The sequence below is a fragment of the Dactylosporangium cerinum genome (genome assembly GCF_042653625.1).
Taxonomy (GTDB): Bacteria; Actinomycetota; Actinomycetes; order Mycobacteriales; family Micromonosporaceae; genus Dactylosporangium; species Dactylosporangium cerinum.
This window is the reverse complement of record NZ_JBHSIU010000027.1, coordinates 99,458-125,817: the sequence shown is the minus strand read 5'-3', so window position 1 is coordinate 125,817 and position 26,360 is coordinate 99,458. Positions and strand designations below refer to the sequence as shown.

Sequence of the window (26,360 nt, the reverse complement as noted above, 5' to 3'; positions counted from 1 at the left end):
CCGTCGCCGTCCGTCTCAAGCCACACTCCCTCATCGCAAGATCAGGTGCACGCTCATCGGCACGAGCGCGCACCAGCGGTGCCGAGCCGCCGTCACGGACTGTGACGATCTTCGTTCGGTCGGCGCGCGAGACCCGCGGCCCGTGCACTCATAGTGGATCTATGCTCGGGCGTGACGAGCAGCGTCCGGCCGTCGCGGCATGGACGCATGGCGGGCTAACGACGATCAGTCCTTGTCGGACGGAAGGCGGGACCAGTGGAGGTCGACGACGCCGGGTTGGCGGCGTTGTGCGCGTCGCTCGACGCGGACGTCGCGGCGACCGTGGCTGGCTTGGCGTTGCCGTCGGTGCGGATGCAGCCGGCCGACGCGTGTGACGCGGACGCTGCGGTGACCCGCTTCGAGGGTGTACCTCTCGTCGGCGAGGACTTCGCCTGGCCGACGACGGACGACGGGCGACCGCTGACGCTGATCGGGCAATGGCATTGCGACGAGCTGAACCGCTGGATCGGTGCGGCGGTCCTGCCTGCCGGCAGGCTGCTCTGCTTCTTCTTCGACCTGCAGAAACAGGCCGGCTGGGGCCTTGTTCCGCAGGACGCCCAGCTCTGGCAGGTAACGGTCACCGACGCTGCCACCGCTTCCCCGGCGGAGCCGCCCGCTGGCGTGGTCACCGTTCCGGCCAGGTCCGTGGCCGGACTCCGGGTGCTGACGATGCCGCAATCGTCCGAACCTGCGATCGAGGCGATCTGGGCCTGGGCCAGTCCGGCATCCCTCAGGTACGAAGAACTCTGGCTCGAGGAAGGACCCGATCGTAAGCACCGCGCCTTCGGATGGCCGAACCTACAGCAGGGTTCGATGCATCTCGACTGCCAGATGGTCACCAACGGCATCGAACTCACGCGGCAGGGTTACCGTGACCCCCGCGTCCCGGGCCTGCAGGCCGGCGCCGCCGGCTGGCGGCTGCTGTGGCAGGTGGACACCGACGAGCACGGCCTCGGGTGGATGTGGGGCGACATGGGCATGCTGTACTTCTGGATTCGCAGTGAGGATCTTGCCGCCGGCCGTTTCGACCGAGTCTGGGTCATTCTACAAGGCTGAGGCCGAACCTCTCGGCGCAAACTTGCCGCGGGCAAAGCCCGATGGAAGCCATACGGGCCCTGAAACGCCGACTGTCCAACGTGGTCTATCAACAGATGGTCAAGGACGCGGAACGCGTCAGGACGGGCCCGGGAGGGCAATCGGGAGCGACTCTGCAATCCAGCGCGGCCGGCTCAATCCCGACAGCCGGCACTTCGGAGAAGCCACTTCCCGGACCCGCCAGAACCCACTCTAGAACACCGCTCCTGGCCGCATCTTGCCACAGAGGGGTGCCTGCCATGTGCTCAGCAACAGCGGACGCGCCCGAAGTCGATGCCCAGCCGGAACCCGGTCGCCTGCATCGGATCACTCTGAGCGCCGGTCCGACGGACGGTTACCCGCTGGGCGTTCGTCCGCATCCCGAACACGAGCGGGGACCGGTGTCAGCGGATTCGAGGACTCAGGCGAGCGCCCTGGCCAGGGCGTCGAGTGCGGCGGGATAGGTTGCCGGTCCGGGGGTGGCGTACCCCAGAATGAGGCCCTCCATGTCGCCGGTGCCGGGGCTGTGCCACTGCGGGCCGAGTGTGGTGAGGGCCAGACCGTCGGCTGCGGCACGGGCGGCGACCTCCTCCTCGGTCGGGCCACCGGGCGACAACTGGAGCAAGGCATGCAAGCCGGCCGCGATGCCGTGCAGCCGATGCCGGCCGCCGATCCGGGTGACGAGCAGGTCTCGGCGGCGGCGGTAGTGCAGGCGGCGGGTGCGGATGTGCCGCTCGTACCCGTGGCTGGTCATCAATTCGGCCAGGGCGAGCTGGCCGATGCTCTCGGTGTGCAGGTCGGTGAGCCGTTTGGCTTCGGCGACCGGTTCGACCAGGTGGGCGGGCAGCACCATCCACGCCAGTCGGAGCGCCGGGCCCAGGCTCTTGGCAGCCGTGCCGACATAGGCGACATGCGCGGGGGCCATTCCCTGCAGGGTGCCGACCGGCTGGCGGTCGTAGCGGAACTCGCCGTCGTAGTCGTCCTCGATCAGCAGGCCGCCGTGCTCGCGGGCCCAGGCGACAGCGGTGTGCCGGCGTTCCGGCTGCAGCGTCACGCCGGTCGGGTACTGGTGGGCCGGTGTCAGCACGGCGGCCCGGACGGCGTCGGTGAGCAGGTCGACCCGTGCGCCGTCCCCGTCCACCGGCAGCGGCACGACCCGGGAGCCGGCGTGGCGGGCCACCGCACGGTGCAACGGGAGGCAGGGGTCCTCCAGCGCGATCGCACCACCGACCACACCGGACAGCAGCGACAGGGCCTGGACGAAGCCGGAACAGACGACGATGTGCTCCGGGTCGGCCAGGACGCCGCGGGTACGGCCGAGGTACGTCGCCAGAACGGCACGCAGCTCGGGACGGCCCTGCGGGTCGCCGTAGTCGTACGCCGAGACGGGTGCCCGGGCGAGTGCCCGCCGCGTCGCCCGGATCCACGCCTCGACGGGGAACGTCGTCACGTCGGGGCTGCCCGGCCGCAGGTCGAAGCGGGGTGTGGGCACCTGGGCGGGCCGGGCCGCCGGACGAGGCCGGGCGGGCAGGGCGTTCACGGTGGTCCCCGATCCGGTGCGCGCGGCCAGGTACCCCTCGGCGACCAACTGCTCGTAGGCGGCGGAGACCGTGTTGCGGGCGAGGCTCAGCTCGGCGGCCAGCGCCCTGGTCGACGGCAGCCGCGTCCCGGGCGCGAGCCGCCCGGAGCGGATGGCGTCGCGCAGCGCCTGCTCCACGCGCGAGCGCCGATCCCCGGCGACACTGAGGTCGAGGTGGAGGTCGATGCCGGAATTGGCCCAATCGGTCGGCACGAGAATGGATCTTATCAAGGGGCCATTCCGCTCGTACGGTCGTTGCATGACCAAGACGATCACCGAGGTGCCGGTCCGCGTCGCTGTCGGCGACCTCGCCCCACACATCAACAAGGCCATGAACGCCCTCGACGCCGCGGCGCGGAACACCCGGCTGGAGGCGGGCCTGCTGGAACTCGTCCGGACCCGTGCCTCGCAGATCAACGGCTGCGCCTACTGCGTCGACACCCACACCCGGGACGCGGTCGAGGGCGGCGACGATCCACGCCGGCTCTACGCGCTGCCGGTCTGGCGCGAGACGCCGTTCTTCACGCCGCGCGAGCGTGCCGCCCTGGCGCTGACCGAGGCGATGACCCGGCTCAGCCAGTCCCCGGTCGGCGACGACACGATCGCCCTGGCAGCCGAGCACTTCACCGAGGTGGAGCTGGCCGAACTGATCTGGTCGATCACCGTCATCAACGCATGGAACATGCTCGGCGCCACCGCCCGGCCGTGGCCCCTGTCATGACCGCCACACCAATCGCGGTCGTCCTGTAGCTGGGAGATTTCGGCACCGGGGTATGCACGGCGACGGTCGGGGTGAGGATCGGGCCATCACCGATAAGGTCGCGCTGTGAGTGATCCGTCCGAGCTGAGTGAACGGGCCCAACGGTTGCTGCAGGACCCGCGGACCGCCGGCGATCCCGACGCGCTGAGCCAGGTGATCCAGTGGCTCGACGAGGCAATCCAGGGCACGCCGCTCGACCACCCAGGGCGGGTCAGCCGACTGTCCAATCTCGGCATCGCGTTGCATACCCGGTTCGGGCGCACCGGGGCGGCAGCCGACCTCGACCGGGCCGTGGACATCGGTGCGGAGGCGGTCGCAGCGGCCGGAGCGGACCACCCCAACCTCGCCCGCTACCTGGGCAACCTCGGGGCCGCGCTGCAGACCAGATTCACCCGCACCGGGATGCCGGCCGACCTCGACCGGGCCGTCGAACTCGGCGACGCCGCCCTGGCGGCGACCACGCCCGAACACCCGAACCGGGCCGGACGGCTGTCCAACCTCGCCAACACGCTGAGCATCAGGTTCGAGGTGACGGGATCACTGTCCGATCTGGACCGGGCCGTGGAGATCGGCACGGAGGCCGTCGCGGCCGCCCCGCCGGACCACCCGAACCTGCCCCGGTATCTGTCCAACCTCGGCGGTGCGCTGCAGACCCGGTTCCGGCGTACCGGATCGCTGGCCGACCTGGACCGGGCCGTGGAGGTCGGCACGGCGGCGGTCGCGGCCGCCCTGCCGGAGCATCCGAACCTCTCCCTGTATCTGTCCAACCTCAGCGGAACGCTGCAGACCCGGTTCGGGCGCATCGGGGCGCTGGCCGACCTGGACCGCGCCATCGAGCACAGCGAGGCAGCCGTCGCGGCCGCTCCGGCCGGCCGCCCGGACCGGCCGAGGTGCCTGTCCAACCTCGGCGGCGCTCTCGGCACCCGGTACGCGCGAACGGGTGCGCTGACCGACCTGGACCGTGCTGTGGACGTCGGCACGGAGGCGCTCGCGCTCACTCCGCAGACCCACCCCGACCATGCGATGTACCTGTCGAACCTCGGCGTCACCCTGCAGAACCGGTTCGAGCACACCGGGGCGCCGGCCGATCTGCAGCGGGCCGTCGACCTCAGCGAGCAGGCCGTCACCGGCACCCCGCCGGGCCACCCCAATCGGGCGGCGCGGCTGTCCAACCTCGGCACCGCCGTCCTGGCCCGGTTCGGGCACACGGCGGAGCCGGCCGACCTGGACCGGGCCGTCGAACTCGGCACCGCGGCGGTCGCGGCGGTGCCACCCGAGCACCCGGGCCGGGCACGCTACCTGGCGAACCTCGGCGACGCCCGGAAGGCACGGTTCGAGTCCACCCACCAGCCGGCGGACCGGACCGACGCCATCACCGTGTACCGAGAGAGCCTGCACCACCGCAGCGGCACGCCGATCAACCGGGCGCACGCCGGCCGGAGCGCGGCCACCCTGGCCGCCGGGCAACAGGACTGGGCCGGCGCCGAAGCCGACCTGCTCGCGGTGCTGGAGCTCCTGCCCGTCCTCACCGACCACGGACTCGGCCCACAGGATCGGCAGCACCATCTCGCGCAACTGCAGGGCCTGGCGGCCGACACCGTCAGCGCCACCCTCGCCGCCACAGTGCGCGACCTGACCCCGTACCAACGCAGCATCACCGCCTGGCAACGCCTGGAGCAGACCCGCACGATCCTGCTGACCCAGGCCCTCGAGACCCGCCACACCGTCGAGCAGCTGCGGACCACCCACCCGCATCTCGCCGACGAGTACGAGGACCTTCGACGCGTGCTCACCGACCCCGACGACCTCGCCGGCCGGTCATGGACGCAGCCGCCGGGAACCACCGGTCCGGGCGGGACCGCGGCTGACCGGCTGGCCGCACAGGCGATCGTTGACCGGCGGATGGCCGCGGCCGCCCGGTGGCCACAGCTCTTCGCCGAGATCCGGCAGGTGGCCGGCTTCGAAGACTTCGCCGCACCACCAAGGCCGCAGACCCTGCACGCCGCGGCCGGCGACGGCACCGTCGTCGCGCTGGTCGCGTCCGAGCACGGCAGCGCAGCGCTGCTGCTGACCGGCACCGAGGCGGACCACCTGCCGCTGCCCGGCCTCACCGTCCTCGACGCACGCACCAACGCGGTCGCCTTCCTGGCTGCGCTGAACCCGCCGCCGGACGAGCCGGTCGACGACGCCGAAGTCACGCGGGTGCTGCGCTGGTTGTGGGACACCGTGGCGGGGCCGGTGCTGACGCGCCTGGGCTGCACGGCCGGGCCGGGCGACCCCGACGCACCGCACGCCTGGCCACGGATCTGGTGGATCGCGACCGGGCCGTTGAGCGTGCTGCCCATCCATGCCGCGGGCCACCACGACGACCCGCCGGCCACCCGCCGCACGGTGCTGGACCGCGTGGTGTCGTCGTACGCGCCCAGTGTCCGGGCCCTCGCCGACGCCCGGCTCGCCGAGCGGGAGCCGGGACGCGACGTCCTGGCCGTCGGCATCAACCAGACCGCTGACCCGGCATCACCGGCACTGCCGAGGGCCGAACGGGAGGCGCACGCGGTGGCGCTGCAGCTCGACGCGGCGGGTACGGCGCTGGTCGGGCCGTCCGCGACCCTCGATGCGGTCCGCGGCCGGCTCGGCGCCGCGGCGTGGGCACACTTCTCCTGCCACGGCCGGGCCGACGACAACGACCCGGCCCGCAGCTTCCTCGACCTCTTCGACGAGCCGCTGCGGGCGGGCGAACTGTTCACCCTGCACCCGCTCGACCCGTATCTGGCGTACCTGTCGGCGTGCACCACCGCCGTCGGATCGTTCCGGCTGCTCGACGAGAGCGTCCACCTCGCCTCGGCGTTCCAACTCGCCGGATATCCCCACGTCATCGCCACCCTGTGGTGGGTCAACGACGTCGTGTCGACCAGGCTCTCCACCGCCGTGTACGGGGCCATCCACCCCGACCCGCACAGCTGGCGCCCGCCCGCACATGCACTGCACCGCGCCGTGCACACGCTCCGCACCCGATACCGCGACTACCCCCAGGTGTGGGCCGCCCACATCCACCTCGGTCCGTGAGGACGCGGAACCTTCAGGAGAAGATCGAGGCGTCGAAGTACGCCTGCAGGTGCTGGATGCGGCCGGCGTCGTTGAGGGTGAAGACGTCGGCGACCGCAGGGGGCATGGTGGGGTTCATCGGTGACCCTCTCCCCGAAGGACTGGCCCTGCACGCCGGCCTCGACGAGTGGCCGCCACGAACGCGCAACATCATCCGGTACGTCTTCACCCATCCAGCGGCGCGGTCGGTCCTGGGCGACTGGGAGCGGTCAGCGGCGACCTGCGTCGCGAACCTCAGACACCTGATCGGCATCGATCCCGGAGCGCCCGACCTGCACGGCATCCATGAGGAACTCGCCGCAGCCAGCGCCGACTTCCGCCGCCTGTGGAACGGTCACGACGTACACCCGCGCCGGACCGGCCGGAAGACCTTCCACCATCCGCAGGTCGGCGACATCGTCCTCACCCACCAGACGTGGCATCAACACGACTCGGCTACCCGCCTGAGCCTCTACCAGCCTGAACCCGCCCACACGGACCAGGTCACGCTCCTCGCCCACACCCTCCAGCCATCTGGACGACCGGACCGGACCTTCAGCTGACCCCCCACCGGTATGCTGGCGCGGGTGATCGACTTTCGTGCCGCGGTTGAGGCGCGTGACGCCGACGCCATCGCGGCGACCCTGGCCGACGATGTGGTGTTTCGCAGTCCCGTGGCGTTCAAACCCTATCCGGGCAAGGCCATCACCGCCGCGATCCTGCGCGGCGTGCTGCGGGTCTTCGAGGACTTCCGGTATGTCCGTGAGGTGAGCGACGAGGGCGGTCGCGACCACGTGCTGGTGTTCGAGGCGCGAATCGGCGACGTCGCCGTCGAGGGCTGCGACTTTCTGCACCTGGACGAGCGCGGCCTGATCGACGGGTTGACGGTCATGGTTCGGCCGTTGTCCGCCGCACAGGCTCTGGCCGAAGCGATGGCCGGCCAGTTCGAGCAGATCCAGCGTGAGGCGGCCAACGGATAGGCCGTCCGCCCGGGTGTCGCCGCCGGCGGGTCGGCGAACCATGACCTCCACCCCGCGAAGTGTCATGCTGTGCGCCTGCAGTCGCGACGGCGACTCGGCTGTCGCTATCCGCGCGCCGCGTGTACGTATGCTGGCACCGTGATCACCTGCGTTGTGCACTACACCATCGATCCTGCCCAGATCGGCGCGTTCGAACGGTTCGCCCGTGAGTGGATGCGGCTCGTGGTGAAGCACGGGGGCGTGCACCACGGCTACTTCCTGCCGGCCGAGGGCGCCAGCGACCGGGCCGAAGCCCTGTTCAGCTTCGAGAGCCTGGCCGCCTACGAGCGCTACCGCTCCAGGTTCGGCCAGGACCCGGAGTTCGTTGCCGCAGAAAAGATCCGCGACGACTCTGGTTGCGTCCTCCGATACGACCGGACGTTCATGCGGCCGCTCCTGCCGAGCTAGGCCCGACCCGCCCAAGGTCACAGGCATGTTCATCGAGGTCATTGGTAAACAGCCGTTGCCCGACGGCGTCGATCGCGACGACGTCGAGGATCTGCTCACGTCCGCTCTCGGAGCGGACGGTGAGGTCACCGGTGCCGGCGTCGGGATGGGCAGGTGGAATCTCGATGTCGAGGTCTCGGCGGATTCCGAGCAGTTCCAGCGGGTGCTTCGCAGGCTGGCGATCGCCCTGGTCGATCACAATCTTGGCTGGGTACTGCTCAGGCCGGAACACGAGGCAACCGCTGAACCGGCCGCCAAGCTCGCCTGACGACGTGCGCGCTCATGCCGCTGGTGAGGCGTCCGCGAAGACGAGCTACGCCTTCCGCTTCGACAGCGCCGGATCGTAAAGCGGCACCGCGCGCGGGGTGGAGCTGGCCTTGGCGCGGCGCACCGCCGCCCGTCTCCACGCCACGGACGCACCGGCCCCATCCAGTACGCCTGACAGTCGGTCCAAAAACGGGGTTCGGTGTGGGGCGCGCTCGGGTTCGGCGCGGCCTACTCTGGTTCGGTGCCCCATGCGTCTGATGGCGGTCCCGGGTCGGCCCGAGCGGTGTATCCAGGGACGTTCGATCCGTTCACGGCAGGTCATTTTGATGTTGTCGACCGGTCGCGCCGCATGTTCGATCGGGTCACGGTTCTGGTTGCCGTCAACGACGGCAAGCAGCCGTCCGGGACGACTGCTGCGCGGGCGAGGGAGATCCGGGGTTTGCTTCCGGCGGGCTGGGAGAACGTTGCGGTCGCCGCCTGGCATGGGTTGACCGTGGATTACTGCCGGCGTAACGGCTGCGGGGTGATTATCCGCGGGGTCAGGAACTCGACCGATTGCATGCACGAGCACGAACTCGCCGCGATGAATGCAGCGCTGGGCGTGACGACGTTGTTGGTGCCTTCCCGTCCGGAGCTGGCGACGATGTCGTCCACGGCCGTGCGGGCTCTGCGGCCCCGGGGCTGACTCGTCAGCGTTGCTGGAGGCGTTGCGGTTGGTGGGTGGCGCGGTGGTCGTGTCATCGGATCTGATCCGGCCAATCGTCGGACCTGACCGACGAACAGGTCTCGACCCGCCGGAGCGATCTCGTCGGCCGCCTCCGCACCTGACGCTGTATTTTGCCCCGTGGCCTACTTCGCGGACCTGACGCCCTACACATACTCCGACCACGAAACCGTCGGGCACGGACGGCGCGATCTGCGCTACCGTCCGCGGTACGAGCGGCTCAACGTCGGCTGGCTGGACGCGTCGCAGCCGTTCGACAGGGGTCCGGTCCCGGACTGGTTCGCCGGCGCGTTGCTCGACGTCATCGGCCACCCACCCGTCAACAAGTACCGCGGCCTCCACGGCTGCGAGTTCTGCCCGCCGGACGCGAACACGATCGCCGATCCGCGGCCGGGCCGGGACTGGCTGGCGTACTACGAAATCAGGGTCCCGGCCCGGCCGGACGTCATGTTCGCGGCGCCGGCACTGGTCTGGCATTACGTCACTGCGCACGACTACCGGCCGCCGGTGGAGTTCGTCGAAGCGGTGCGGCGCTACGACGCCGGCTGGGCCACCGAGCCGAGCCCCTGGATCCCGCCCGATGCGCAGCGCAGTGTCTGGTAGCACCGCAGCGCCGGGGAGCCGGCGTCAGTACGATCCTGCTGCTCGAAGCGGCCGGGTCCTCTTCAGCCTGGACGAGGAGCTGCTCATCTTCCGCAACACCGGCCTTGCCCACCTCGGCCACGGACCTTGGCCCTGCGGTGACGGCAACCTCCACGGCAACCCCGTCGTCCTCGCATGAACGGCCCCGTCCCGGGCCCGGCCCGCACGCCAGACCATGACCCTGACGGACGTCGGTCGACGGCCCATGGCATCACTGTGTGGCCGTCGTTGATGGCCGTGCGTCGCCGTCCGCTGATGTACTTCGGGGTCGATCGGCACGACCCGGCATTGCCAGGAGCGGTGCTGCGTTCGGCGGTCCACCTGGCCGCCGACGATCCTCAGGGGCTGGTGTCGCGGGTCGATGTGGTGATCGAGTCGGATCTGGTGTTCTCTGTGCGGGACAACGGTGCGGGTCTTGCCGTGGATCGGATCCGGCCGGCCCGGGAGCCATGGGTGGCCGAGGCGTTGACCGAAATGTTCGCCGGTCACGGGACACCCCCGGCAGGAACGGGTCTGGGCATGGTGACGGCCCTGTGCACGGCGGTTGTCGCCGATGTCTGGCGGGACGGGCGGCACTACCGGCAGTGGGCGGCCTGGCAGTTTCCACCCCCGCAACTGCAGGTCCTCGAAGAAACCGAGGAACACGGCACGCAGATCCTCGCTCACCTTGACGGCGCGTACCTCGGTCCCGGTGCGAAACTGCCCCTCGATCCGGCTGAACTGCTGTCCGACCCCTTCGGACACCGTCCGCTGCCGAACGACGTCGAGGTGACCGTCATCGACCGGCGCCGCGGCCAGGCCGCAGACGTCGACTGAGCCTCGACACGGTCGTCCGGACGGCAACCCGGTGGGGGTTGACGTACGGCGGAGGCTGTCGCCGCCGATCTCGAACAGTGGGCCCGTGCCGCCGGGCTGACGGCCGTCCCGGAGCAGGTCCGGGCCATCGCGGCCTATACCTCTTTTCGGTGGGCCCACGAGCTGCCGTTCGAACTGCTGCCGGCGCTCGGTCTGCCCGAGGCCGGCGAACCGAGCCCGACGGTGATCGACCTCGGGGAGCCGCCCTGGTGCGCCATCGTCGGTTTCAGCGGCCTGGCACGACAGGCGTTGAACCGCGAGGCCTGCCGCGCCAGTTGCAACGCGCTGGACTGTGACCTCTTCGGCCCGGAACGCGAATGGGAACGCACCGCGATCGCGCTCGAGGCCGACATCTGGGCCGCCCGGCATCGCCGGAACACCGACATCACGACACTACGAGAACGAGCCGGGCGGCTGGTCGAGGCCGGTCGAAACGACGAGAAGGCACAGGTTTACCGCTGGCGCAGCTGAAACGCACAGCGACCTACGAGAGTGGACGGAAGTCGTCGGCGTGGTCGCGGGCCCATTGCTCGAAGGTGCGGGCCGGCGCGCCGGTGATCTGCTCGACGGTGCCGGTCACCGGCTCCGGCGTCTGCACCAGCGAGGCCCAGTAGGCCAACGCGCTGTCCGCGAAGTCGGGGTCCGCCCAGCTGAGCATCCCGATGCGGGCCTCCTCCGGGCTGATGCCCTCCACCCGCGCCGGCCGGCCGGCGACCTCGCCGATGATGCGCACCTGTTCGGCCTGGGTCAGTGCCGCCGGTCCGGTGAGCACATACGTCTGCCCGGAGTGCCCGTCCGCGGTCAGCGCCCGCACGGCGACGTCGGCGATGTCCCGTTCGTGGATCAGTGACCTGGCCGCGCCCGGGTACGGGATGCGGACCGGCTGGCCGGCGCGCACCGCGGCCGCCCATTGCAGGGTGTTCGTCGCGAACCCGCTCGGGCGCAGGAACGTCCAGTCGAGGCCGGTGTTGCGGATCGCGGCCTCGACGTGCGCCCAGACGCCGTTGCCCGCGAGCGGGAGGTCGTCGCGGACGCTCATCGCCGACACGTACACGACCCGGCGGGCCTGACCGGCGATCGCCTCGACCACGGCGGGCGCCCCTTCCGCCGACAGGAACGGCCACAGCAGGAACACGCGATCGACGCCGGCGAGGGCACCGTGCAGAGCGCCGGGGTCGGTGAGGTCACCCGCGACCGGTTCGACGCCGCCGGGCAGCCCGCCCGCCGCCGCCGAGCGGGACATCGCGCGCACAGCGACGTCGCGGGCATGTAGGCCGGCGACGACGTTCCGCCCGATGTTGCCTGTCGCTCCGAGAACGAGAACCTTGCCGGTGGCTGTCATGAGCTGAGCTTCAAATATGAACCGAGGTTCAAGTCAAGCGCGCCAGCCAAGCCTGCTGGATGCTCCGGTGGTCGGTCACCACGATCCCCTCCTGCTGGAGGATATCGCGGGCCTCCGGCGAGGTCAGGAACTCGTAGTCGGTCTGCCGCACGCGCCAGCCGTCAGGGTCGACCGCCTGCGCCTCCTCGGTGCCGAGGCCGGGATGCACCGCCCACTCGCTCAGACCGGCCGGCAGGTCGCGGAGCAGCTGCGCATACCGGGCCGCCTTGCCGTCCAGGTCCAGGCTGAAGCTGTCCAGGAAGTCGTGGTCGACGACCGGCAGGCCGCGGTGTCGCAGCTTCCGGCGGGCCGGGTCGAGCCAGGCCCGCACCGCCAGCCCGTGCTCCTCGGCCAGCCCGACGGACAGGTCGAAGATGTCGTCACGGCCGCCGTCGGCCAGGCAGTGCCAGTCCAGGTGGGTCGGTGCCAGTCCGGCATCGATCACCGCGTCGATCTGGGCTCGGAACTCGAGCTCCACCTCGTCCAGACGGGCGCGGGCAAGCAGCTCGGGACGCTGCGCCGGCGGGTACAGCTCCCCCGCCGCATCGAGCAGCGAGGGCACCTTTTCCTTCCCGGTCAGCGGCCCCCACCGGTCGTGGGTCGTGTCGCAGACCAGGGTCAGATGGATCCCGAAGGGGATCTCCGGCTTGCCGCGCAGCAGCCGCATGGCGTCCTGCGCGCCCGGGCACGGCACCATCAGGCTGCAGGAACTGGCGATTCCTGCCTCGATCGAGGCGATGACGGCGGCGTTGATCGCGTGGTACATCCCGAAGTCGTCGAGGTTGATGATGACCACCCGGGCGTCGGCGGGGTAGCCCAGCAGCTCGCCGGAGCGAGCCGGGGACGCCGGGGGCTCGGCCGGCGGGGATGCGAAGTCCACTCCGTCAGTGTGGAAGCCGCGTCCAGTCCATTTCTTAAGGAGCGGCACGCATGTCGATGTATTGACATCGACGGAGTATCATCCTATCTTTCGCTCCAAGTAGCCGTGGCTGCCACCATGGACCTCGATCCTATACCAGGTTGCTGACGAATCGGCGCGTCCAGTGATCGCAATACATCCTATGTATGCCCGCCCGCCACACGGGAAGCGGTCCCGCCGAAAGGACAACCATGATCCGACTCAGACTGCTGCTCGCCGGGGTCATCGCAACAACACCGGTCCTCTTCATTCCGCAGGCGTCCGCGGCGACCCCGGCAACCTTCTACGCGTCGCCGGCCGGAACCGGGTCGACGTGCACGCAGGCAGCCCCGTGCTCCCTCGCCGGCGCGCAGGGCGCGGTGCGCGCCAAACTCGCCGCTGACCCCGGCGCCGACGTGCAGGTGCTGCTCGCCGACGGCACGTACCGGCTGTCGAGCACGTGGAAGTTCACCGCCGCCGACTCCGGCAGCGCCGGGCATCCCGTGGTGTGGCGCGCCGCGCCCGGCGCGGTGCCGGTGATCTCCGGCGCGACCCGGGTGACCGGCTGGACGCAGGAAGGCACCAGCGGCGTCTGGTCCGCGCCGGTGCCGGCGGGCAGTCAGACCCGGCAGGTGTACGTCGACGGCAAGAAAGCGCCGGTCGCCGGCGCGTCGCTGTCCGACCTCGGCTGGAACGGCACCTGGACCGGGTCGTCGTCCGGGTACGGCATCAACGGCGACGCCAACGCGAAGGCCTGGTTCGGCGCGCGTACGGCGGCCGAGGTGGCGAAGGTGGAGTTCGACTATCCCGGTGGCAACGGTCCGTGGACCGAGTCGCGGTGCCCGGTCGCGAGCTACGCGGCGGGCACGGCGACACTGACGATGGCGCAGCCCTGCTGGACGAACGTCACCAACCGGGCCGCGTTCAGCCAGGGCAGCGGCGGACTGCCGTCCATGTCGGTGAACACCAAGCCAGCCCGGATCGACAACGCCAGGGCGCTGCTGAGCCCCGGCGAGTGGTTCCTGGACGCGAACCGGCTGTACTACCAGCCCGAATCCTGGCAGCAGATGCAGAACCTCGCCGTGGAGCTCCCCCGCCTCGAGTCGCTGCTCCAGGGTTCGGGCACGCTCGCCAACCCGCTGCACGACGTCACGTTCGCGGGTCTGCAGTTCTCCTACGCGACCTGGAACGACCCGTCCCGCGGATTTTCCGACGTGCAGAGCAACCTGCGCATCACCGAAGGCCGCAACCAGGGCATGTGCACCTTCTCGAACCCGGCCGGCAGCTGCCCGTGGGGCGCGCTGACCCAGCCCCTCGCCAACGTCGCGTTCACCGCCACCACCAACCTCACCCTGGCCGGCAACCGGTTCGTCAACCTCGGCGGCGCCGGGCTCAGCGTCATGTACGGCGCCCGCAACACCCTCATCCAGGGCAACGAGTTCACCGACATCTCCTCCACGGCGCTGCTGCTGGGCTGCACCTACGACCCGACCCCGACCAACGCTGCCGAGGCGCAGGGCATCAAGGACCACTGCACGCCCGATCCCGCGGCGGTCAGCGGTGACAGCATCGGCCTCAACGAGATCCTGACGAACACCACCGTGTCCGACAACGTCATCCATCACATCGGTACCGACTACTCCTCCGCGTGCGGCATCACGCTGCTGTTCTCCCGCGGCACGAGGATCACCAACAACGTGCTGTACGACCTGCCGTACACCGCGATCACCGCCGGCGTCATCCAGGGCCACGTGGATCAGGCGAGCACGCCGCAGAACTCCACGAACATCAACGAGAGCAACACCATCAGCAACAACCTCTTCCACGACTACATGTCGGTACGCAGCGACGGCGGCGCGATCTACGTCGAAGGCCACCAGGCCGGCTACGTCACCAAGTCCGACGGCACCATCGACCCCGTCGCGACCCTCGCGAAGGGTCTGCAGGTGAAGGGCAACGTCGCCTTCAACGGCCGCAACACCAACTTCACCTACTACGACGACGCCGGCGCCGAATGGATCAACTGGGAAGGCAACGCCGCCTTCAGCGCCGGCGGCTCGGCACAGGGCGGCTGCAGCCCCACCGGGCACTTCTGGATCCGCAACAACCACTTCTCCGCCGGCACCCAGTCGTACCCCTGCGCGCAACCGGTCGACTCGAACGCCTCCGGCAACGTCTCGATCCCGGCGACACCCGGCCCTTCGCACATCCCGGCGAGCATCCTCGCGGCGGTGGGGCTGACCTCGGCGTATGTCTCGCAGCCGAACGCTGGTGCGCCGCAGGTCCGGTACATCTCCCCCACGAGCGGCACCCAGGTGCTGGTCGGCGGGCACGGCTTCACCGCCACGACGCCGGTGTACGTCAAGAACGTGCTGGTAACCGGGGTCCAGTTCGTCTCCGGTGGGTTCCTGGTCGTGCCGATCCCAGCCGGGACCACAGCGTCCGACATCCGCGTCGGCGACGGCGGCGGACCGGTCACCCCCGGCCGCATCGACAACACCGACAGCCGGATCGCGTACAGCGGCTTCACCCTGCAGTCCGGCCGGACCTTCGGCGACCTCAACGGCGACATCCACTACGCCACCACCAACGGATCCACCGCCACCCTGACGTTCACCGGCACCGGCATCACCGTCTACGGCGAACAGAACACCGACCAGGGCAACCTCGGCATCACCATCGACGGCGGCACCCAACAAACCGTCAACACCGTGCCGGCTGACGGCGTACGCCACGCCAACGTCGCCGTGTTCAGCAGAACCGGGCTCAGCGCCGGCACGCACACCATCGTGGTCACCAAGCTGTCCGGTAGTTACGCGGTGCTCGACGGGTTCGCGGTCCTGAACACGGGCCCTTCCACGACCCGCCTCGATGACACCGACAGCCGGATCGCGTACAGCGGCTTCACCCTGCAGTCCGGCCGGACCTTCGGCGACCTCAACGGCGACATCCACTACGCCACCACCAACGGATCCACCGCCACCCTGACGTTCACCGGCACCGGCATCACCGTCTACGGCGAACAGAACACCGACCAGGGCAACCTCGGCATCACCATCGACGGCGGCACCCAACAAACCGTCAACACCGTCCCCGCCGACGGCGTACGCCACGCCAACGTCGCCGTCTACACCAGAACCGGACTCAGCGCCGGCACCCACACCATCGTCGTCACCAAACTGTCGGGCACGTACGCGGTGCTGGACGGATTCGCGGTGACCTCGAGCTGACAGCGTGGGCCGCGGCGGTCTGACCGCCGCGGCCCACGTGTCACTGGCCGAGCTTCACCCGATCGGTCCGGGTCGAAGAAGTCGTCCGGTGAAGGCTGGGTGATGGCGTGGCATCACCCAGCAGGGTCTCAGTCGACATGTTCGGGCTCGTCGGTGGTTGCCTGCGCCGCCCAGAGTTGTGGCGTCACGGTGGCGATCAGCGCGACGGCGGCGAGACTGGTCAGCCCGCCGATGACCAGCGCCGCGCCGCCCGAGGTCCCGGCGGCCAGCAGACCGGCGCGGGCCCCGCCGAGCTGTGGTCCGGCCACGCCGACCACGTGCTCGACCGCGGAGATCCGGCCCCGGTGCGACTCCGGCGTCGCGGACTGCACCACGGTGCCGCGGCACACCACCGCCCAGGTGTCGGCGCCGCCGGCCACCCCGAGCGCCACCAGCACGATCAGCAACTGCGGTGCCGCCCCGGCGATCGCCAGCGCCACCGCCCAGGTCACACCGCAGGCCAGCAGGGCGAGACCCGGCCGGTCGAACCTCGTCACGACCCCGGAGAACGCCGAGGCGGCCACCCCGCCGACGGCGACCGCCGCGGTCAGCAACCCCAGCACCTGCGGTGAGCCGCCGAACCGCTCGTCGTTGATGACCGGGAACAGCGCCATCGGCATCGCCAGCACCGTGGCGGCCAGGTCGGCGAGCAGCGCACCCCGCACGACCGGGGTGCCCACGACGAACCGCAGCCCTTCCCCGATCGCAGCGATCCCGGGCCGGCTCGTCGCCGTTGCCACCTTGCCGGCGGCTGGCAGGCCGGCGATGCCGAGCAGCGCGACGAGGAAGCTCGCCACGTCGATCACGAAGCACCACGTGATGCCCCATACCGCGGTCACCGCACCCGCCAGCACCGGCCCGGCGAGCAGCGTCACCTGGAAGGAGAGCTGGTTCAGGGCCAACCCGGCGGCCAGCCGCTCCGGAGGCAGCAACCCCGGCACGATGCTGCGCAGCACCGGGCTCCCGAGACCGGAGCACGCGGAGGCGACCGCGGTGAGCGCGAGCATCACCCACACCCCGTCCCGGCCGGCGGTCGCCGCGACGAGCACCATCAACGCGCTCGTGACGGCCTGACCGGATGTCACGAGCAGGGCAAGGCGCCGGCGGTCGATGTGATCGATGACGGCACTCCCGAGCAGGGCGATGGAGATCAGTGGTACCGCCGCGAACAACCCGACCAGCCCGACGATTGCCGGGTTGTGCGTCTGCGTCCACAGGTAGTAGACGACGGCGAAGGACGTGAAGTGGCTGCCCAGACTCGATGCGGTCGACCCGAGCCACAGCCTGCGGAAGGCGGCGGTTTCCCGGAGTGGACGAACGTCAACCAGCGACCTCAGCACCCGCCACCCCCATCGGCTCCCACGCACGTGCGCCGCCGTAGAAACCTACTATGTCGATGGGTAAGATGTACATTTATGGCCGAGCTCTTCGCCGGCCGGCGCTACGGTGGTCCGGTGGATCTCGCAGCGTTCGACGCCCTGGCCGAGCCGTTGCGGCGGAAGTCGGCCGAATCGGTAGCGCGGCACGGCTTCGCGTTGGTCGAAGGGCGCACCTGTACGCCGGACGAGATCGCGCGCGTCGAGGACCGGATGGGCGTGACCTTTCCGGAGCGGTACAAGGCCTTCATGATGCGGTACGGCGGCGGCGTGTTCGGCTACCTCGAACTGTTCTTCCCCGTCGACCCTGATGGGCCGGAAACGCGCCTCGGCGTCCGGTCGGAGAACGATCTGGAGTTCCCCGACCGCGATTTCGTCGCCGTCGCCGCGGTGGGCACCGGCGACTACTGGGGCTTCCCGGTGACCGATGGGCGCTGCCACGAACAGGTCTGGTTCCACTTCCACGACGACTACGACCGGGAGCTCGTGGCCGCGGACTTCCTGGAGTTCGTCGCCGAGTACGGGCTGAAGAGCTCCACCGATCGGGCGCTGGAACGCCGCAATCAGTGAAGCCCGAGGCCAACTAACGGTCGCGGGTCCGTTCGATGAGGGTGGCGACGAAGCGGGCCACTCCTTCGGCGCCGCGGGGGTCGGTCGCCGGCCAGCGGGTCATCAGCAGTGGCGCGGCCCGGTCCAGGACCACGCCGTCGCGGGCGAGCACGAAGTACAGCGCGAGCGCCGCCGAGCGTGCGTTGCCGTCGGCGAACGGGTGGAAGAACAGCACGTCGAGGTACACCCGCGCGGCCCGGGACGGCAACGGTACGGCCGGGTCGGTGGACTCGGCCAGGCACGCCTCGAACGCCGAGGGGAGTTCGGCGTCATAGGCGTACCGCTCCCTGCCGCCCCTCGCCCAGGCGGACGTCGTGCGGAACGGCGCGGCGGTGACGCCGAGCACCTCCCGTTGCCACGTCGCGAGGCGCGCGAACGTGAGCGGGCCGTCCTCGGCCGCGTCGGCCCGGACCAGTCCCAGCGCGGCGAGGGCGCGGCCGGCGTCGTACTTCCGCTTCGCGAGGACCTCGGCGATGCCATCACGCGCGGTGCGGGCCGGGCCGTCGACGTGCCCGGCAACGTCCGCCCAGCGGGCCGCCTGCCGGACCTGCCGCCACGCCGCGAGGAAGTCGGGGACCGTCGCCGGCGGTACGCCCGGCCGCGCCTGCCGGGCGGCGGTGGGGATCTCCGTGCTGCGCAGGCTCGGCCAGTCCTGCGGCCAGGTGTCGGGCCACGCGTCGTCCGGCCGCGGCGTGATGCCGGTGAGGGCGGCCGCCAGCGACTCCGCCCCGTCGGCCACCTCGACGCCTTGCGGGGAGACGGAGCTGGAGAACTGCCCGCCGATCGTGGCGTCGACGAGTGCGTCGTGGTCGTCTCCCGGGACCTCGGCGACGTCCAGGAACCACTTCAAGGCCAGGGTGCACACCGGGTACCAGTGCTCGTCGGCGCCGGAGCGTGCCGCCACCGTCGCGACCAGGGCAGCGGCGGTGGCCTCCCAGGCGGCGAAGGCCGCGTGGGGCTCGGTGGGCAGCGGCAGGTGCCGCGCGAAGATCCCGACCAGGTCCTCGAGGAACCTCCGCCAGTCCAGCAGCGCCCCGGCGACGGCGTCGAGCGTCGCATCGGGCGTCGTGATCGAGTCCTGGGCGCCGTTCCACCGGACGATCAGCGCACCGTCGGGCGTGTGACCGCCCATCTGGGAGGTCCAGCCGAGCGCCCAGGGACCGTAGTTTTCGAGGAGGGCCTCCCCCATCGCCCACTGCCAGGCCCAGCGCGCGTCGGCCGCGACGGGGTCGTAGCCACGGACCGGGTCGTACCGGTACGGCGTCGGCACGCCGCCCGCCGGGGCCAGCGCCCGCACGAGGTCGTGCACGGCGTCCGGGTCGAACGGGTGCCGAGCGGGGTCGACGTCAGCCCAGGTGAGGGATTCGAACCGCCGCCGCAGACCTTCGAAATCGATCTCCATCGCCGGCCATCGTGCCACGGCGCCCGAGACGGGGATACCCGATTCCCTCAAGGCGTTCATCCCCGCAGTACGGCGGCACCCGCAGTCGTTGCTGATCTACGGCGACATGAGGTCGTGGGACCCGAGCACCCACGACGACGTCTGCGCGATGAAATCGGCCGGGAAGCCGAGACTGAAGCCGGTCGCCGTTTCCAGTCGTGCGGCGGCCTCCGGCGGCAGGGTCACGTCGAGACAGCCCAGGTTCTCGCGCAGTTGCTCGACGGTGCGCGCGCCGATCATCGGTAGCACGCCGCTGTGCTGGCGCACCCACGCGAGCGCCACCTGCGCCGGGGTGGCGCCGAGTTCACCGGCGACCTTTTGCACGGCCTCAGCGATGTTGAGGTCGCGCTCGCTGATCGAATCGCGGCTGAGCCGCGTCGGTGCGCCGCCGTCGCCGGTGTACTTGCCGGACAGGACACCGCCGCCCAGCGGGCTCCACGCGGTGACGGTGAGGCCGTAGGCGCCGGCCATCGGCAGCAGTTCCCGCTCGGCGTCGCGGTTGACGAGGCTGTACGGCACCTGCAGACCGGCGAACGGGGTCCAGCCGCGCCACTCGGCAAGCGTGTTGCCGCGGGACACGACCCATGCGGGCGTGTCGGAGACGCCGACGTAGAGCACCTTGCCGGCGGCGACCGCGTCGTCGAGGGCCCGCATCGTCTCCTCGATCGGGGTGTGCCGGTCCCAGATGTGCACCCAGTAGATGTCGAGGTGGTCGGTGCGCAGCCGGCGCAGGCTGGTCTCCAGGGACAGGCGCAGATTCTTGCGGTGGTTGCCGCCGCCGTTGGGGTCGGTCGCGTCGCGCGTCACCGTGTACTTGGACGCGACCACGAAACGGTCGCGGCGGCCGGCCAGCACCTCGCCGAGGATCTCCTCGCTGGCGCCGCCCCGGTAGTTGATCGCCGTGTCGACGACGTTGCCGCCCGCCTCTGCGTAGACATCGAGGATGCGCCGGCATTCCGCCGGGGGTGCGCCGACCCCGCCCTGCTCGCCGAACGTCATCGCGCCGAGGACCAGTTCGGACACGCGCAGGCCGGTCCGGCCGAAGGTTGTGTACCTCATGCGAATGCCTTCGCGACGAACGCGGCGAGCTCGTCGGCGGAGACGTCGCGCAGGTGCCGGTTGACCGCCCACCGATGACCGGAGGGGTCGAGGAACTGCGCGGTGCGGTCGCCCCAGAACGCGTCGTGCGGCGGCTCGAACGCGGTGGCGCCGGAGGCGATCGCCCGGTCCCAGACCGCGTCGACATCGGGCACCGGGAGGTGGAACGCGGCCGGCGTGCCACCCAGCGACGCCGGCGTGCGCAGGTTGCGCGCCGGCTGCTCCCCGGCGATGGCGAGCTCGGTGTCGCCGACGCGCAGGTTGATCGTGAGCGGCCGACCGTCGGGCAGCGGGAGGCGGCCGGTCTCCTGCGCACCCAGCACTTCGGTGTACCAGGCGGCCGCGGCCTCGGGGTCGGCGACTACCAGATGGATGGCGATCTGCGTCATGCCGCGACCATACACAGCGTCTGGTCACAGTGTCCAGACGGCACGTGCGGTACGCTGCGTCACATGCCGCGTCGCGACGAACCCAACCAGCACCCCACCGAGCTGCGCGAACGCATCCTCGGCGCGCTGCGCGACCTGCTGGGTGAGCGCACGTTCGACACGCTGAGCGTGGCCGAGATCATCGCCGCGGCCGGAGTCTCACGGGCGAGCTTCTACTTCTACTTCCCGGGCAAACAGGCGGCGCTGGCCGAACTCGTGCGGCGCGCGGTGAGCTCCGGCCACGAGGCCGCGCAGCCATGGGTCCGCGGAGAGGTCGATGCGCGCGAGGCACTGCGGCTCGGCGTCGACGCAGGCGCCGGACTGTGGCTCGCGAACGCGCCGGTGCTGCGTGCGATTGTGGAGAGCTGGGCCTCCGACCCGCAGCTGCGGGAGCTCTGGCTGGCCCAGATGGCCACGTTCACGGAGGCGGCGCTCGCCCGCATCGAGGCCGACCCAGCGGTGACGGCCCGGCTCGCCGGCGTCGACGCACCGGCCCTCGCCGCATCGCTCACCTGGACCGGCGAGCGGCTGTACTACCTGGCGGCCTGCGCAGTGCCGCCGTTCGACGACCGCACCGTCCTGGTCGACACGCTCACCCACATCTGGGTGTCGACGCTGTACGCCTAGTGGTACCTCGCCAGGTTTACGCTGCAGGGGCCGGCGGCCAACGGACGTGGCCGCCGGAGTCCTGGCTCAGTCCCGCGCTGCGACGGCTACAGCTGCCAGCGATGTCCGGTGTTCGTCGCTGGGGCGCAGGCCGAACCAGATGACCGCCGCGCTGACGAGCGTCACGGCCACGTCCACGCCCAGAGCGAGGTGGATGCCCGGCAGCTCCGCGCTTTGCGTCGCGGCAACCGAGCTCAGGACCGGAATCCCGACGGTGATCGCCACTTGCTGGGTCATCGAGGTCAGGCCCGTGGCCAGGCCCTGTTCCTCGTTCGCCAGGCCGGAGGTTCCGGTCACGGTGTACGCCACGATCGACGTGACGTGACCGAAGAACCCGATGAACAGCGCTGGGATCAGGATCGCAAGCGCCAGCCGGTCGGCGCCGAGGAACACCAGCGGGAAGGTCGCGAGCCCCTGCACAGTCATGCCCACGACAAGGACCTTGCGGCTGCCAAAGCGTCCGATGAGGCGTCCGGCCAGCACGCCTGCCACGACGGCTGCCAGGCCGGGGATCCCGAAGATCAAGCCGGTGATCATCGGGGTGAGGCCCAGGACCTTCTGCAGGTAGAGCGTCGTCAGAAAGATCATGGCGGTCTCCATGGTGAACACCACGAACCCCGCGTAGTTACCCCACTTCACCGTGGCTTTCCTGAGAATGCGCACGGGTGCCAGCGGCACGGTCGAACGCAGCTCGATCACCCAGAACGCGGCCAGAAGCACGATACCGGCGACGGCCGAAGGGGCGTGCTTCTCGATGACCGCATAGATCACCGTCAGCAGACCGGCGGTCCCGGTCACCGCTCCGGGCAGGTCCAGCTTCACCCGGCCGGGCACGCTGCTCTCGCGGATCAGCAACGGGGTGAGCACCAGCATGACCACGGCGACCGGGACGTTGATGAAGAACGCGGCCCGCCAGTTCAGCAGACCGACCAGGGTGCCGCCGACCAGCGCGCCGACGGTGAAGCCGCCGGAGAGCAGCGCGCCGTTGAGCCCGAGGATCCGGTTCCGCACCGCGCCCTCCGCGAACGTGGTGGTGAGCAATGACAACGCTGCCGGGATCGTCATCGCGGTGGCGAAGCCCTGCAGCGCCCGGGCGGCCAGGAGCATCTCCGGGTTGGATGCGAAGCCGCCGAGCAGGGAGGACCCGGTCAGCAGGACAAGGCCGGAAAGGAACAGTCTGCGGCGGCCGAAAAGATCCGCCATCCGGCCGAACAGCAGGGTGAAGCCGGCCGCGGGCAGCGCGTACGCGGCGGTGATCCAGGGAAGCCCGGTCAGCCCCAGCCCGACGCCGGCGCCAACCTCGGGTAGTGCGACGTTGAGGATCGAGAAGTCGACGGACAACATGAACCCAGCGCCGAGCAGAACGAACAGGATCCAACGGCGCCTGATGTCGAGATCGGGCGGCGAGGCGGTGTTGGTGGGCAAGAAAGGTTCCTTCCTCGGTTGGATCGGGCCTGGGGCACGGCTCGACGCGGCCCGTCCCTCCCGCTTCCACAATGGACAGCGGCAACGACGGCCCGCAGTGCGCTCAGCGCCGGTTCGTGACTGATGGGAGGCACCCGCGTTCGGGCGGAACACGAACGCAGGTGCGGCGATCCCTGCCGACTGCCAGGGACTGGCGTCGCAGCGGCTGCCCGGGCCGAGACGGCGGGGCTGCTGCGACTGGAATGTCAGTGCTGTTCGGCCTGACGTTTGAGGAGAGCCAGGCGCTCGTCCCAGGTGGAGGCGAGGGTGGTCATCCAGGACGCGGTGGCGACCAGCGACTCGGGTTGCACCTGGTAGCGCACCTCGCGACCGGTCCGTACGCCGGACACGAGGCCGGCGTCCTGCAAGACGCCGAGGTGCTTGAGGATGCCCTGGCGGGACACCGGCAGTTCGCGGGCCAACATGCTGGCGGTGGTGGGCGAGCGCCCGACGAGCTCGAGCACCCGGCGCCGGGTCGGATCGGCCAGCGCGACCAGCACCCGGTCGACGTCGACCGGGCCGGTCATCCTGGCTGCTGCGCCCGGTCGCGCAGGGTGTCCATCATCTCGCCCCAGCCCTGCGTGTTTCCTTCGAAACCTTTGCTGCGCACCTCGTCGGAAATGGGCAATGCGGCAAATCCGGTCTCGACCACGGTCACCTTGACGGCGGCGGCTTCGTCAACCAGGTGGAATTCGACCAGTGTCGTGTTGTCGTCGGTGAGATCGCTGCCCGGGCTGGTGCTGGCCCATCGGAATGCGGCGTACGTCTTCGGATCGACACGTACCACCTGCACCGGGAACCGCCCCCACTGCTCGGATTCACGAACCACGATCGTCCCCGACGTTCGGTCATTCGGGGTCTGGATCTGGCTCGGCACCCACCATCCTGGATCGGTCACCAGGTCCCAGACCCGGTTCAACGGTGCGTTGATGAGCACGGAGCGCTCGATACGGTCATTCACGTGTGGCCCCCTTCATGAGCAACTCAACAGTTGCACATGGCCTCCCGAACTGCAACCCGCAAGTTGCATGTCGGGGCAGTTGGCCTGATCAGGATGCCGCGGAGCGTCCACAGTCCACCGAGGACGATGGCGTCGACGATGGCGGCCGGTACGCCGGCGGTGTCGAGCGCCCTCGATCAGGATGGCCGCGTTTGCCGGGCCTGCTCGGCGAGGATGCGCACCGCGGGTTCGTCGACGGTGATGCCAAGGCCGGGACCCGGGCTCACCAGCCATTGACCAGCGACCGGGACCTCGAGGTCCGGGGCAACGGGCCGGCCGAGTGGGTTGTTGCCGATCCAGTACTCGCAGATGTCGAAATTGGGCATGGCCGCGGCGCACTGCAGGCTGGCGGCGAAGTGCACCGCCGATCCGATGCTGACGTGGGGCGTCGCCATCGCGCCGAACGCGTCGGCGAGTGCGGCGATGCGGGTGACGCCGGTGATGCCGCCGGCCCGGCACACGTCGGGTTGCAGCACGTGCAGCGCGCCGAGCCGGAGGAAGTCCAGGGCCCGGTGCCGGGTGGCGAGGGAGTCCAGGGCCAGCGGGGTGTCCAGTCGTTGCGCCAGGTCGCGGTAGCCGTCGATGTCCTCGGGTGGGATCGGCATCTCGAAGAAGCCGATGCCGAGTTCTCCGAGGGCCCGGCCGACCCGCAGCGCTTGGCGCAGGTCATACTGGCCGGCCGCGTCGGCGAAGACCCGGCCGGTCGGGCCGACGACGTCGGTGACGGCGGCGACCGAGGCGACGTCGCAGGCCGGGTCGGTGCCGATGGCGACCTTGATGGCGGTGTACCCGGCGGCCACGAGCCGTTCGGCCTCTGCGCGGACCCGGTCGGTGTCGGCGCCGGCGGGGATGCCGGACGCGTACACCGGGACGCTGCCGCGGAACGCGCCGCCGAGCAGCGCGTGGATCGGCTGTTGCAAGGTTCGGGCCCACGCGTCCCACAGTGCGATGTCGACGCCGGACAGGGCTTCCAGCCAGAAGCCGCTGTCGTGGCCGCGTACGCGCATGGCGGCGTACATCCGCTCCCAGCTGACCGCGATCTCGTCGAGCCGGCTGCCGACGATCATGGGGGTGAGCAGCTCGGTGACGAGGGCCGCGGTGGCCGGCGCGGCGACCGGTGCCTTGCATTCGCCCCATCCGACGACGCCGTCGGAGGTGACCACGCGGACGAGGACGGTGTCGACGGTGTTCGAGTACGCGTACCGGCGGCGTGCCGTGACCGGGTATTCGCCCAGTTCCGTGCCCTGGTCGGCGCTCCAGGTCCGGGCGCCCCAGTAGGTTTCGGCGGGCTGGACCCGCAGCACGATCGGTTCGACGGATTCGATCTTCATGGCTTCTCTTCCTGGCGAGCGGACAGCAGTGCGAGCAGCAGTGGTCCCTGGCCCCAGGGGTAGGTGCCGGTCTGGCGGTCGAGGTAGGTGGCGGGCGGCCCGACGGGTGTCGCCGATGACACCGGCAGGCCACCGTCCGCGTCGAGCGCGGCGACTGCCGCGTCCAGTGCGCGGCGTCCCATGGCTGCCCAGTCGGCGTCGCGCAGGGTGTCTGCGGCGATCAGGGCGCTGACGCTGTGTTCGATCGGCGCGGCCGGATCGTCGACAATGGTTCGCCAGCTGCCGTCCTGTTCGTGTGCTGCGAGTGCGGTCAGCAGTTGCGTGGCCCTGGGTCGTAGTCCGGCGGCGAGGAGCCCGTGCAGTGCCCAGCCTTGTCCGCGGCCCCAGTGCACGCCGTTGGGTGCCGCGGTGGCGGTGTCGTAGCCGTGGCTGAACAGGCCGGATGCGTCCTGCAGCACGGCGGCGGCCTCCTCGACCAGGGCCGCCGCGGCTGCCGGGTGGCCGGTTGCGACCAGGCCCGGGCCGTCGGTGTGCAGGCAGTCGACCCAGATCATGGTGGCCAGGTGGGGCAGGTCCGGCCGGTGGACCGGCGGCCGGTCCGCAACCGGTCGGCTCGCGCCGAGGACCGCCGCCTGGAATCGCCGGAGCGCTTCGTCGGTGGCGATCGCGGGTCGCAGTCGCCGCAGCTCGACCAGGACGTCGACCGCGATGAGGTGGTCGGTCGGTCGAGGGGGGCCGGCCAGGCTCGGGGCGAGCAGGTCAGCGACGGCGTCGATCCAGGTCGGCTGGCCCAGCTGTTCGGCGGCGCGCAGCACGCCCAGCAACGCCATGCCCTCGCCGAAGCCCCAGGCCACGTACGGGTATGCGAGCGCGCGCCCCGCCACCGCCTCGATCAACTCTCTGCAATCG

The 26,360-nt window shown here is 70.5% G+C and carries 26 protein-coding genes; 14 read left to right on the top strand and 12 right to left on the bottom strand.

Annotated features, from left to right (window positions below):
* The first annotated feature begins 255 nt into the window (after positions 1-255).
* Positions 256-1,095, top strand: coding sequence for a YwqG family protein (locus ACFPIJ_RS22810; RefSeq protein WP_380117203.1), 840 nt, complete (start codon positions 256-258; stop codon positions 1,093-1,095).
* 439 nt (positions 1,096-1,534) lie between these two features.
* Here the strand turns inward: ACFPIJ_RS22810 and pdxR are convergent, their stop codons facing one another.
* The gene (gene pdxR, locus ACFPIJ_RS22805; RefSeq protein ID WP_380117202.1) at positions 1,535-2,905 is read right to left on the bottom strand and encodes a MocR-like pyridoxine biosynthesis transcription factor PdxR; all 1,371 of its coding nucleotides are present in this window, start codon (positions 2,903-2,905) and stop codon (positions 1,535-1,537) included.
* A gap of 46 nt (positions 2,906-2,951) precedes the next feature.
* Between pdxR and ACFPIJ_RS22800 the strand changes: the two genes are divergently transcribed.
* The 10 genes from ACFPIJ_RS22800 (at position 2,952) to ACFPIJ_RS22755 (ending at position 10,961) form a co-directional block, all read left to right on the top strand.
* Entirely contained in the window at positions 2,952-3,413 is a 462-nt protein-coding gene (locus tag ACFPIJ_RS22800) for a carboxymuconolactone decarboxylase family protein (RefSeq protein WP_380117201.1), read from the top strand.
* Positions 3,414-3,518: 105 nt separating this feature from the next.
* Positions 3,519-6,518 (top strand): CHAT domain-containing protein, encoded by a 3,000-nt coding sequence (locus ACFPIJ_RS22795; RefSeq protein ID WP_380117200.1) that lies wholly within the window; start codon positions 3,519-3,521, stop codon positions 6,516-6,518.
* Between the two features lie 104 nt (positions 6,519-6,622).
* Positions 6,623-7,099 carry an MmyB family transcriptional regulator gene (locus ACFPIJ_RS22790; RefSeq protein ID WP_380117199.1) on the top strand — a complete coding sequence of 159 codons (477 nt, stop codon included), beginning with the start codon at positions 6,623-6,625 and terminating at the stop codon, positions 7,097-7,099.
* 12 nt (positions 7,100-7,111) lie between these two features.
* Positions 7,112-7,516 carry a nuclear transport factor 2 family protein gene (locus ACFPIJ_RS22785; RefSeq protein WP_380117198.1) on the top strand — a complete coding sequence of 135 codons (405 nt, stop codon included), beginning with the start codon at positions 7,112-7,114 and terminating at the stop codon, positions 7,514-7,516.
* 138 nt (positions 7,517-7,654) lie between these two features.
* On the top strand, positions 7,655-7,963 hold the full coding sequence (locus ACFPIJ_RS22780) for an NIPSNAP family protein (protein WP_380117197.1): 309 nt from the start codon (positions 7,655-7,657) through the stop codon (positions 7,961-7,963).
* 25 nt (positions 7,964-7,988) lie between these two features.
* Complete coding sequence (locus ACFPIJ_RS22775; protein ID WP_380117196.1) at positions 7,989-8,270, top strand: hypothetical protein; 282 nt, start codon at positions 7,989-7,991, stop codon at positions 8,268-8,270.
* A gap of 198 nt (positions 8,271-8,468) precedes the next feature.
* Positions 8,469-8,954 (top strand): pantetheine-phosphate adenylyltransferase, encoded by a 486-nt coding sequence (gene coaD, locus ACFPIJ_RS22770; protein WP_380117195.1) that lies wholly within the window; start codon positions 8,469-8,471, stop codon positions 8,952-8,954.
* A gap of 159 nt (positions 8,955-9,113) precedes the next feature.
* The gene (locus ACFPIJ_RS22765) at positions 9,114-9,596 is read left to right on the top strand and encodes a DUF7919 family protein (RefSeq protein WP_380117194.1); all 483 of its coding nucleotides are present in this window, start codon (positions 9,114-9,116) and stop codon (positions 9,594-9,596) included.
* Positions 9,597-9,872: 276 nt separating this feature from the next.
* Positions 9,873-10,451 (top strand): ATP-binding protein, encoded by a 579-nt coding sequence (locus tag ACFPIJ_RS22760; RefSeq protein WP_380117193.1) that lies wholly within the window; start codon positions 9,873-9,875, stop codon positions 10,449-10,451.
* A 222-nt stretch (positions 10,452-10,673) separates the two neighbouring features.
* On the top strand, positions 10,674-10,961 hold the full coding sequence (locus ACFPIJ_RS22755; RefSeq protein WP_380117192.1) for a hypothetical protein: 288 nt from the start codon (positions 10,674-10,676) through the stop codon (positions 10,959-10,961).
* A 13-nt stretch (positions 10,962-10,974) separates the two neighbouring features.
* Here ACFPIJ_RS22755 and ACFPIJ_RS22750 read toward each other — a convergent pair whose 3' ends face one another.
* A complete protein-coding gene (locus ACFPIJ_RS22750) occupies positions 10,975-11,832 on the bottom strand; it encodes an SDR family oxidoreductase (protein WP_380117191.1) in 858 nt (285 codons plus the stop codon).
* Positions 11,833-11,860: 28 nt separating this feature from the next.
* Positions 11,861-12,751 (bottom strand): polysaccharide deacetylase family protein, encoded by an 891-nt coding sequence (locus ACFPIJ_RS22745; RefSeq protein ID WP_380117190.1) that lies wholly within the window; start codon positions 12,749-12,751, stop codon positions 11,861-11,863.
* A gap of 230 nt (positions 12,752-12,981) precedes the next feature.
* Here ACFPIJ_RS22745 and ACFPIJ_RS22740 point away from each other — a divergent pair, with 230 nt between their 5' ends.
* A complete protein-coding gene (locus tag ACFPIJ_RS22740; protein ID WP_380117189.1) occupies positions 12,982-15,999 on the top strand; it encodes a hypothetical protein in 3,018 nt (1,005 codons plus the stop codon).
* Positions 16,000-16,127: 128 nt separating this feature from the next.
* On the opposite strand, the gene ACFPIJ_RS22735 is transcribed toward ACFPIJ_RS22740, so the two are convergent.
* The gene (locus ACFPIJ_RS22735; RefSeq protein WP_380117188.1) at positions 16,128-17,378 is read right to left on the bottom strand and encodes an MFS transporter; all 1,251 of its coding nucleotides are present in this window, start codon (positions 17,376-17,378) and stop codon (positions 16,128-16,130) included.
* 75 nt (positions 17,379-17,453) lie between these two features.
* Between ACFPIJ_RS22735 and ACFPIJ_RS22730 the strand changes: the two genes are divergently transcribed.
* A complete protein-coding gene (locus ACFPIJ_RS22730; protein WP_380117187.1) occupies positions 17,454-17,984 on the top strand; it encodes an SMI1/KNR4 family protein in 531 nt (176 codons plus the stop codon).
* 13 nt (positions 17,985-17,997) lie between these two features.
* On the opposite strand, the gene ACFPIJ_RS22725 is transcribed toward ACFPIJ_RS22730, so the two are convergent.
* From ACFPIJ_RS22725 to ACFPIJ_RS22715, 3 genes are all read right to left on the bottom strand, one after another.
* Positions 17,998-19,425, bottom strand: a complete 1,428-nt coding sequence (locus ACFPIJ_RS22725; RefSeq protein ID WP_380117186.1) for a Fic family protein — start codon at positions 19,423-19,425, stop codon at positions 17,998-18,000.
* Between the two features lie 96 nt (positions 19,426-19,521).
* The gene (locus ACFPIJ_RS22720) at positions 19,522-20,523 is read right to left on the bottom strand and encodes an aldo/keto reductase (RefSeq protein WP_380117185.1); all 1,002 of its coding nucleotides are present in this window, start codon (positions 20,521-20,523) and stop codon (positions 19,522-19,524) included.
* The gene (locus ACFPIJ_RS22715) at positions 20,520-20,951 is read right to left on the bottom strand and encodes a VOC family protein (protein WP_380117184.1); all 432 of its coding nucleotides are present in this window, start codon (positions 20,949-20,951) and stop codon (positions 20,520-20,522) included. The genes ACFPIJ_RS22720 and ACFPIJ_RS22715 overlap by 4 nt, the downstream gene beginning before the upstream one ends.
* A gap of 63 nt (positions 20,952-21,014) precedes the next feature.
* Here ACFPIJ_RS22715 and ACFPIJ_RS22710 point away from each other — a divergent pair, with 63 nt between their 5' ends.
* Complete coding sequence (locus tag ACFPIJ_RS22710) at positions 21,015-21,617, top strand: TetR/AcrR family transcriptional regulator (protein ID WP_380117183.1); 603 nt, start codon at positions 21,015-21,017, stop codon at positions 21,615-21,617.
* A gap of 66 nt (positions 21,618-21,683) precedes the next feature.
* Here ACFPIJ_RS22710 and ACFPIJ_RS22705 read toward each other — a convergent pair whose 3' ends face one another.
* The 5 genes from ACFPIJ_RS22705 to ACFPIJ_RS22685 all read right to left on the bottom strand — a co-directional run bounded on the left by ACFPIJ_RS22705 (position 21,684) and on the right by ACFPIJ_RS22685 (position 26,335).
* A complete protein-coding gene (locus ACFPIJ_RS22705; protein ID WP_380117182.1) occupies positions 21,684-23,081 on the bottom strand; it encodes an MFS transporter in 1,398 nt (465 codons plus the stop codon).
* 245 nt (positions 23,082-23,326) lie between these two features.
* On the bottom strand, positions 23,327-23,647 hold the full coding sequence (locus ACFPIJ_RS22700) for an ArsR/SmtB family transcription factor (protein WP_380117181.1): 321 nt from the start codon (positions 23,645-23,647) through the stop codon (positions 23,327-23,329).
* Positions 23,644-24,081, bottom strand: a complete 438-nt coding sequence (locus ACFPIJ_RS22695; protein WP_380117180.1) for an SRPBCC domain-containing protein — start codon at positions 24,079-24,081, stop codon at positions 23,644-23,646. The genes ACFPIJ_RS22700 and ACFPIJ_RS22695 overlap by 4 nt, the downstream gene beginning before the upstream one ends.
* 176 nt (positions 24,082-24,257) lie before the next feature.
* Positions 24,258-25,451, bottom strand: coding sequence for a mandelate racemase/muconate lactonizing enzyme family protein (locus ACFPIJ_RS22690; protein WP_380117179.1), 1,194 nt, complete (start codon positions 25,449-25,451; stop codon positions 24,258-24,260).
* Positions 25,448-26,335 (bottom strand): glycoside hydrolase family 88 protein, encoded by an 888-nt coding sequence (locus ACFPIJ_RS22685; protein WP_380117178.1) that lies wholly within the window; start codon positions 26,333-26,335, stop codon positions 25,448-25,450. The genes ACFPIJ_RS22690 and ACFPIJ_RS22685 overlap by 4 nt, the downstream gene beginning before the upstream one ends.
* Positions 26,336-26,360: the final 25 nt, after the last annotated feature.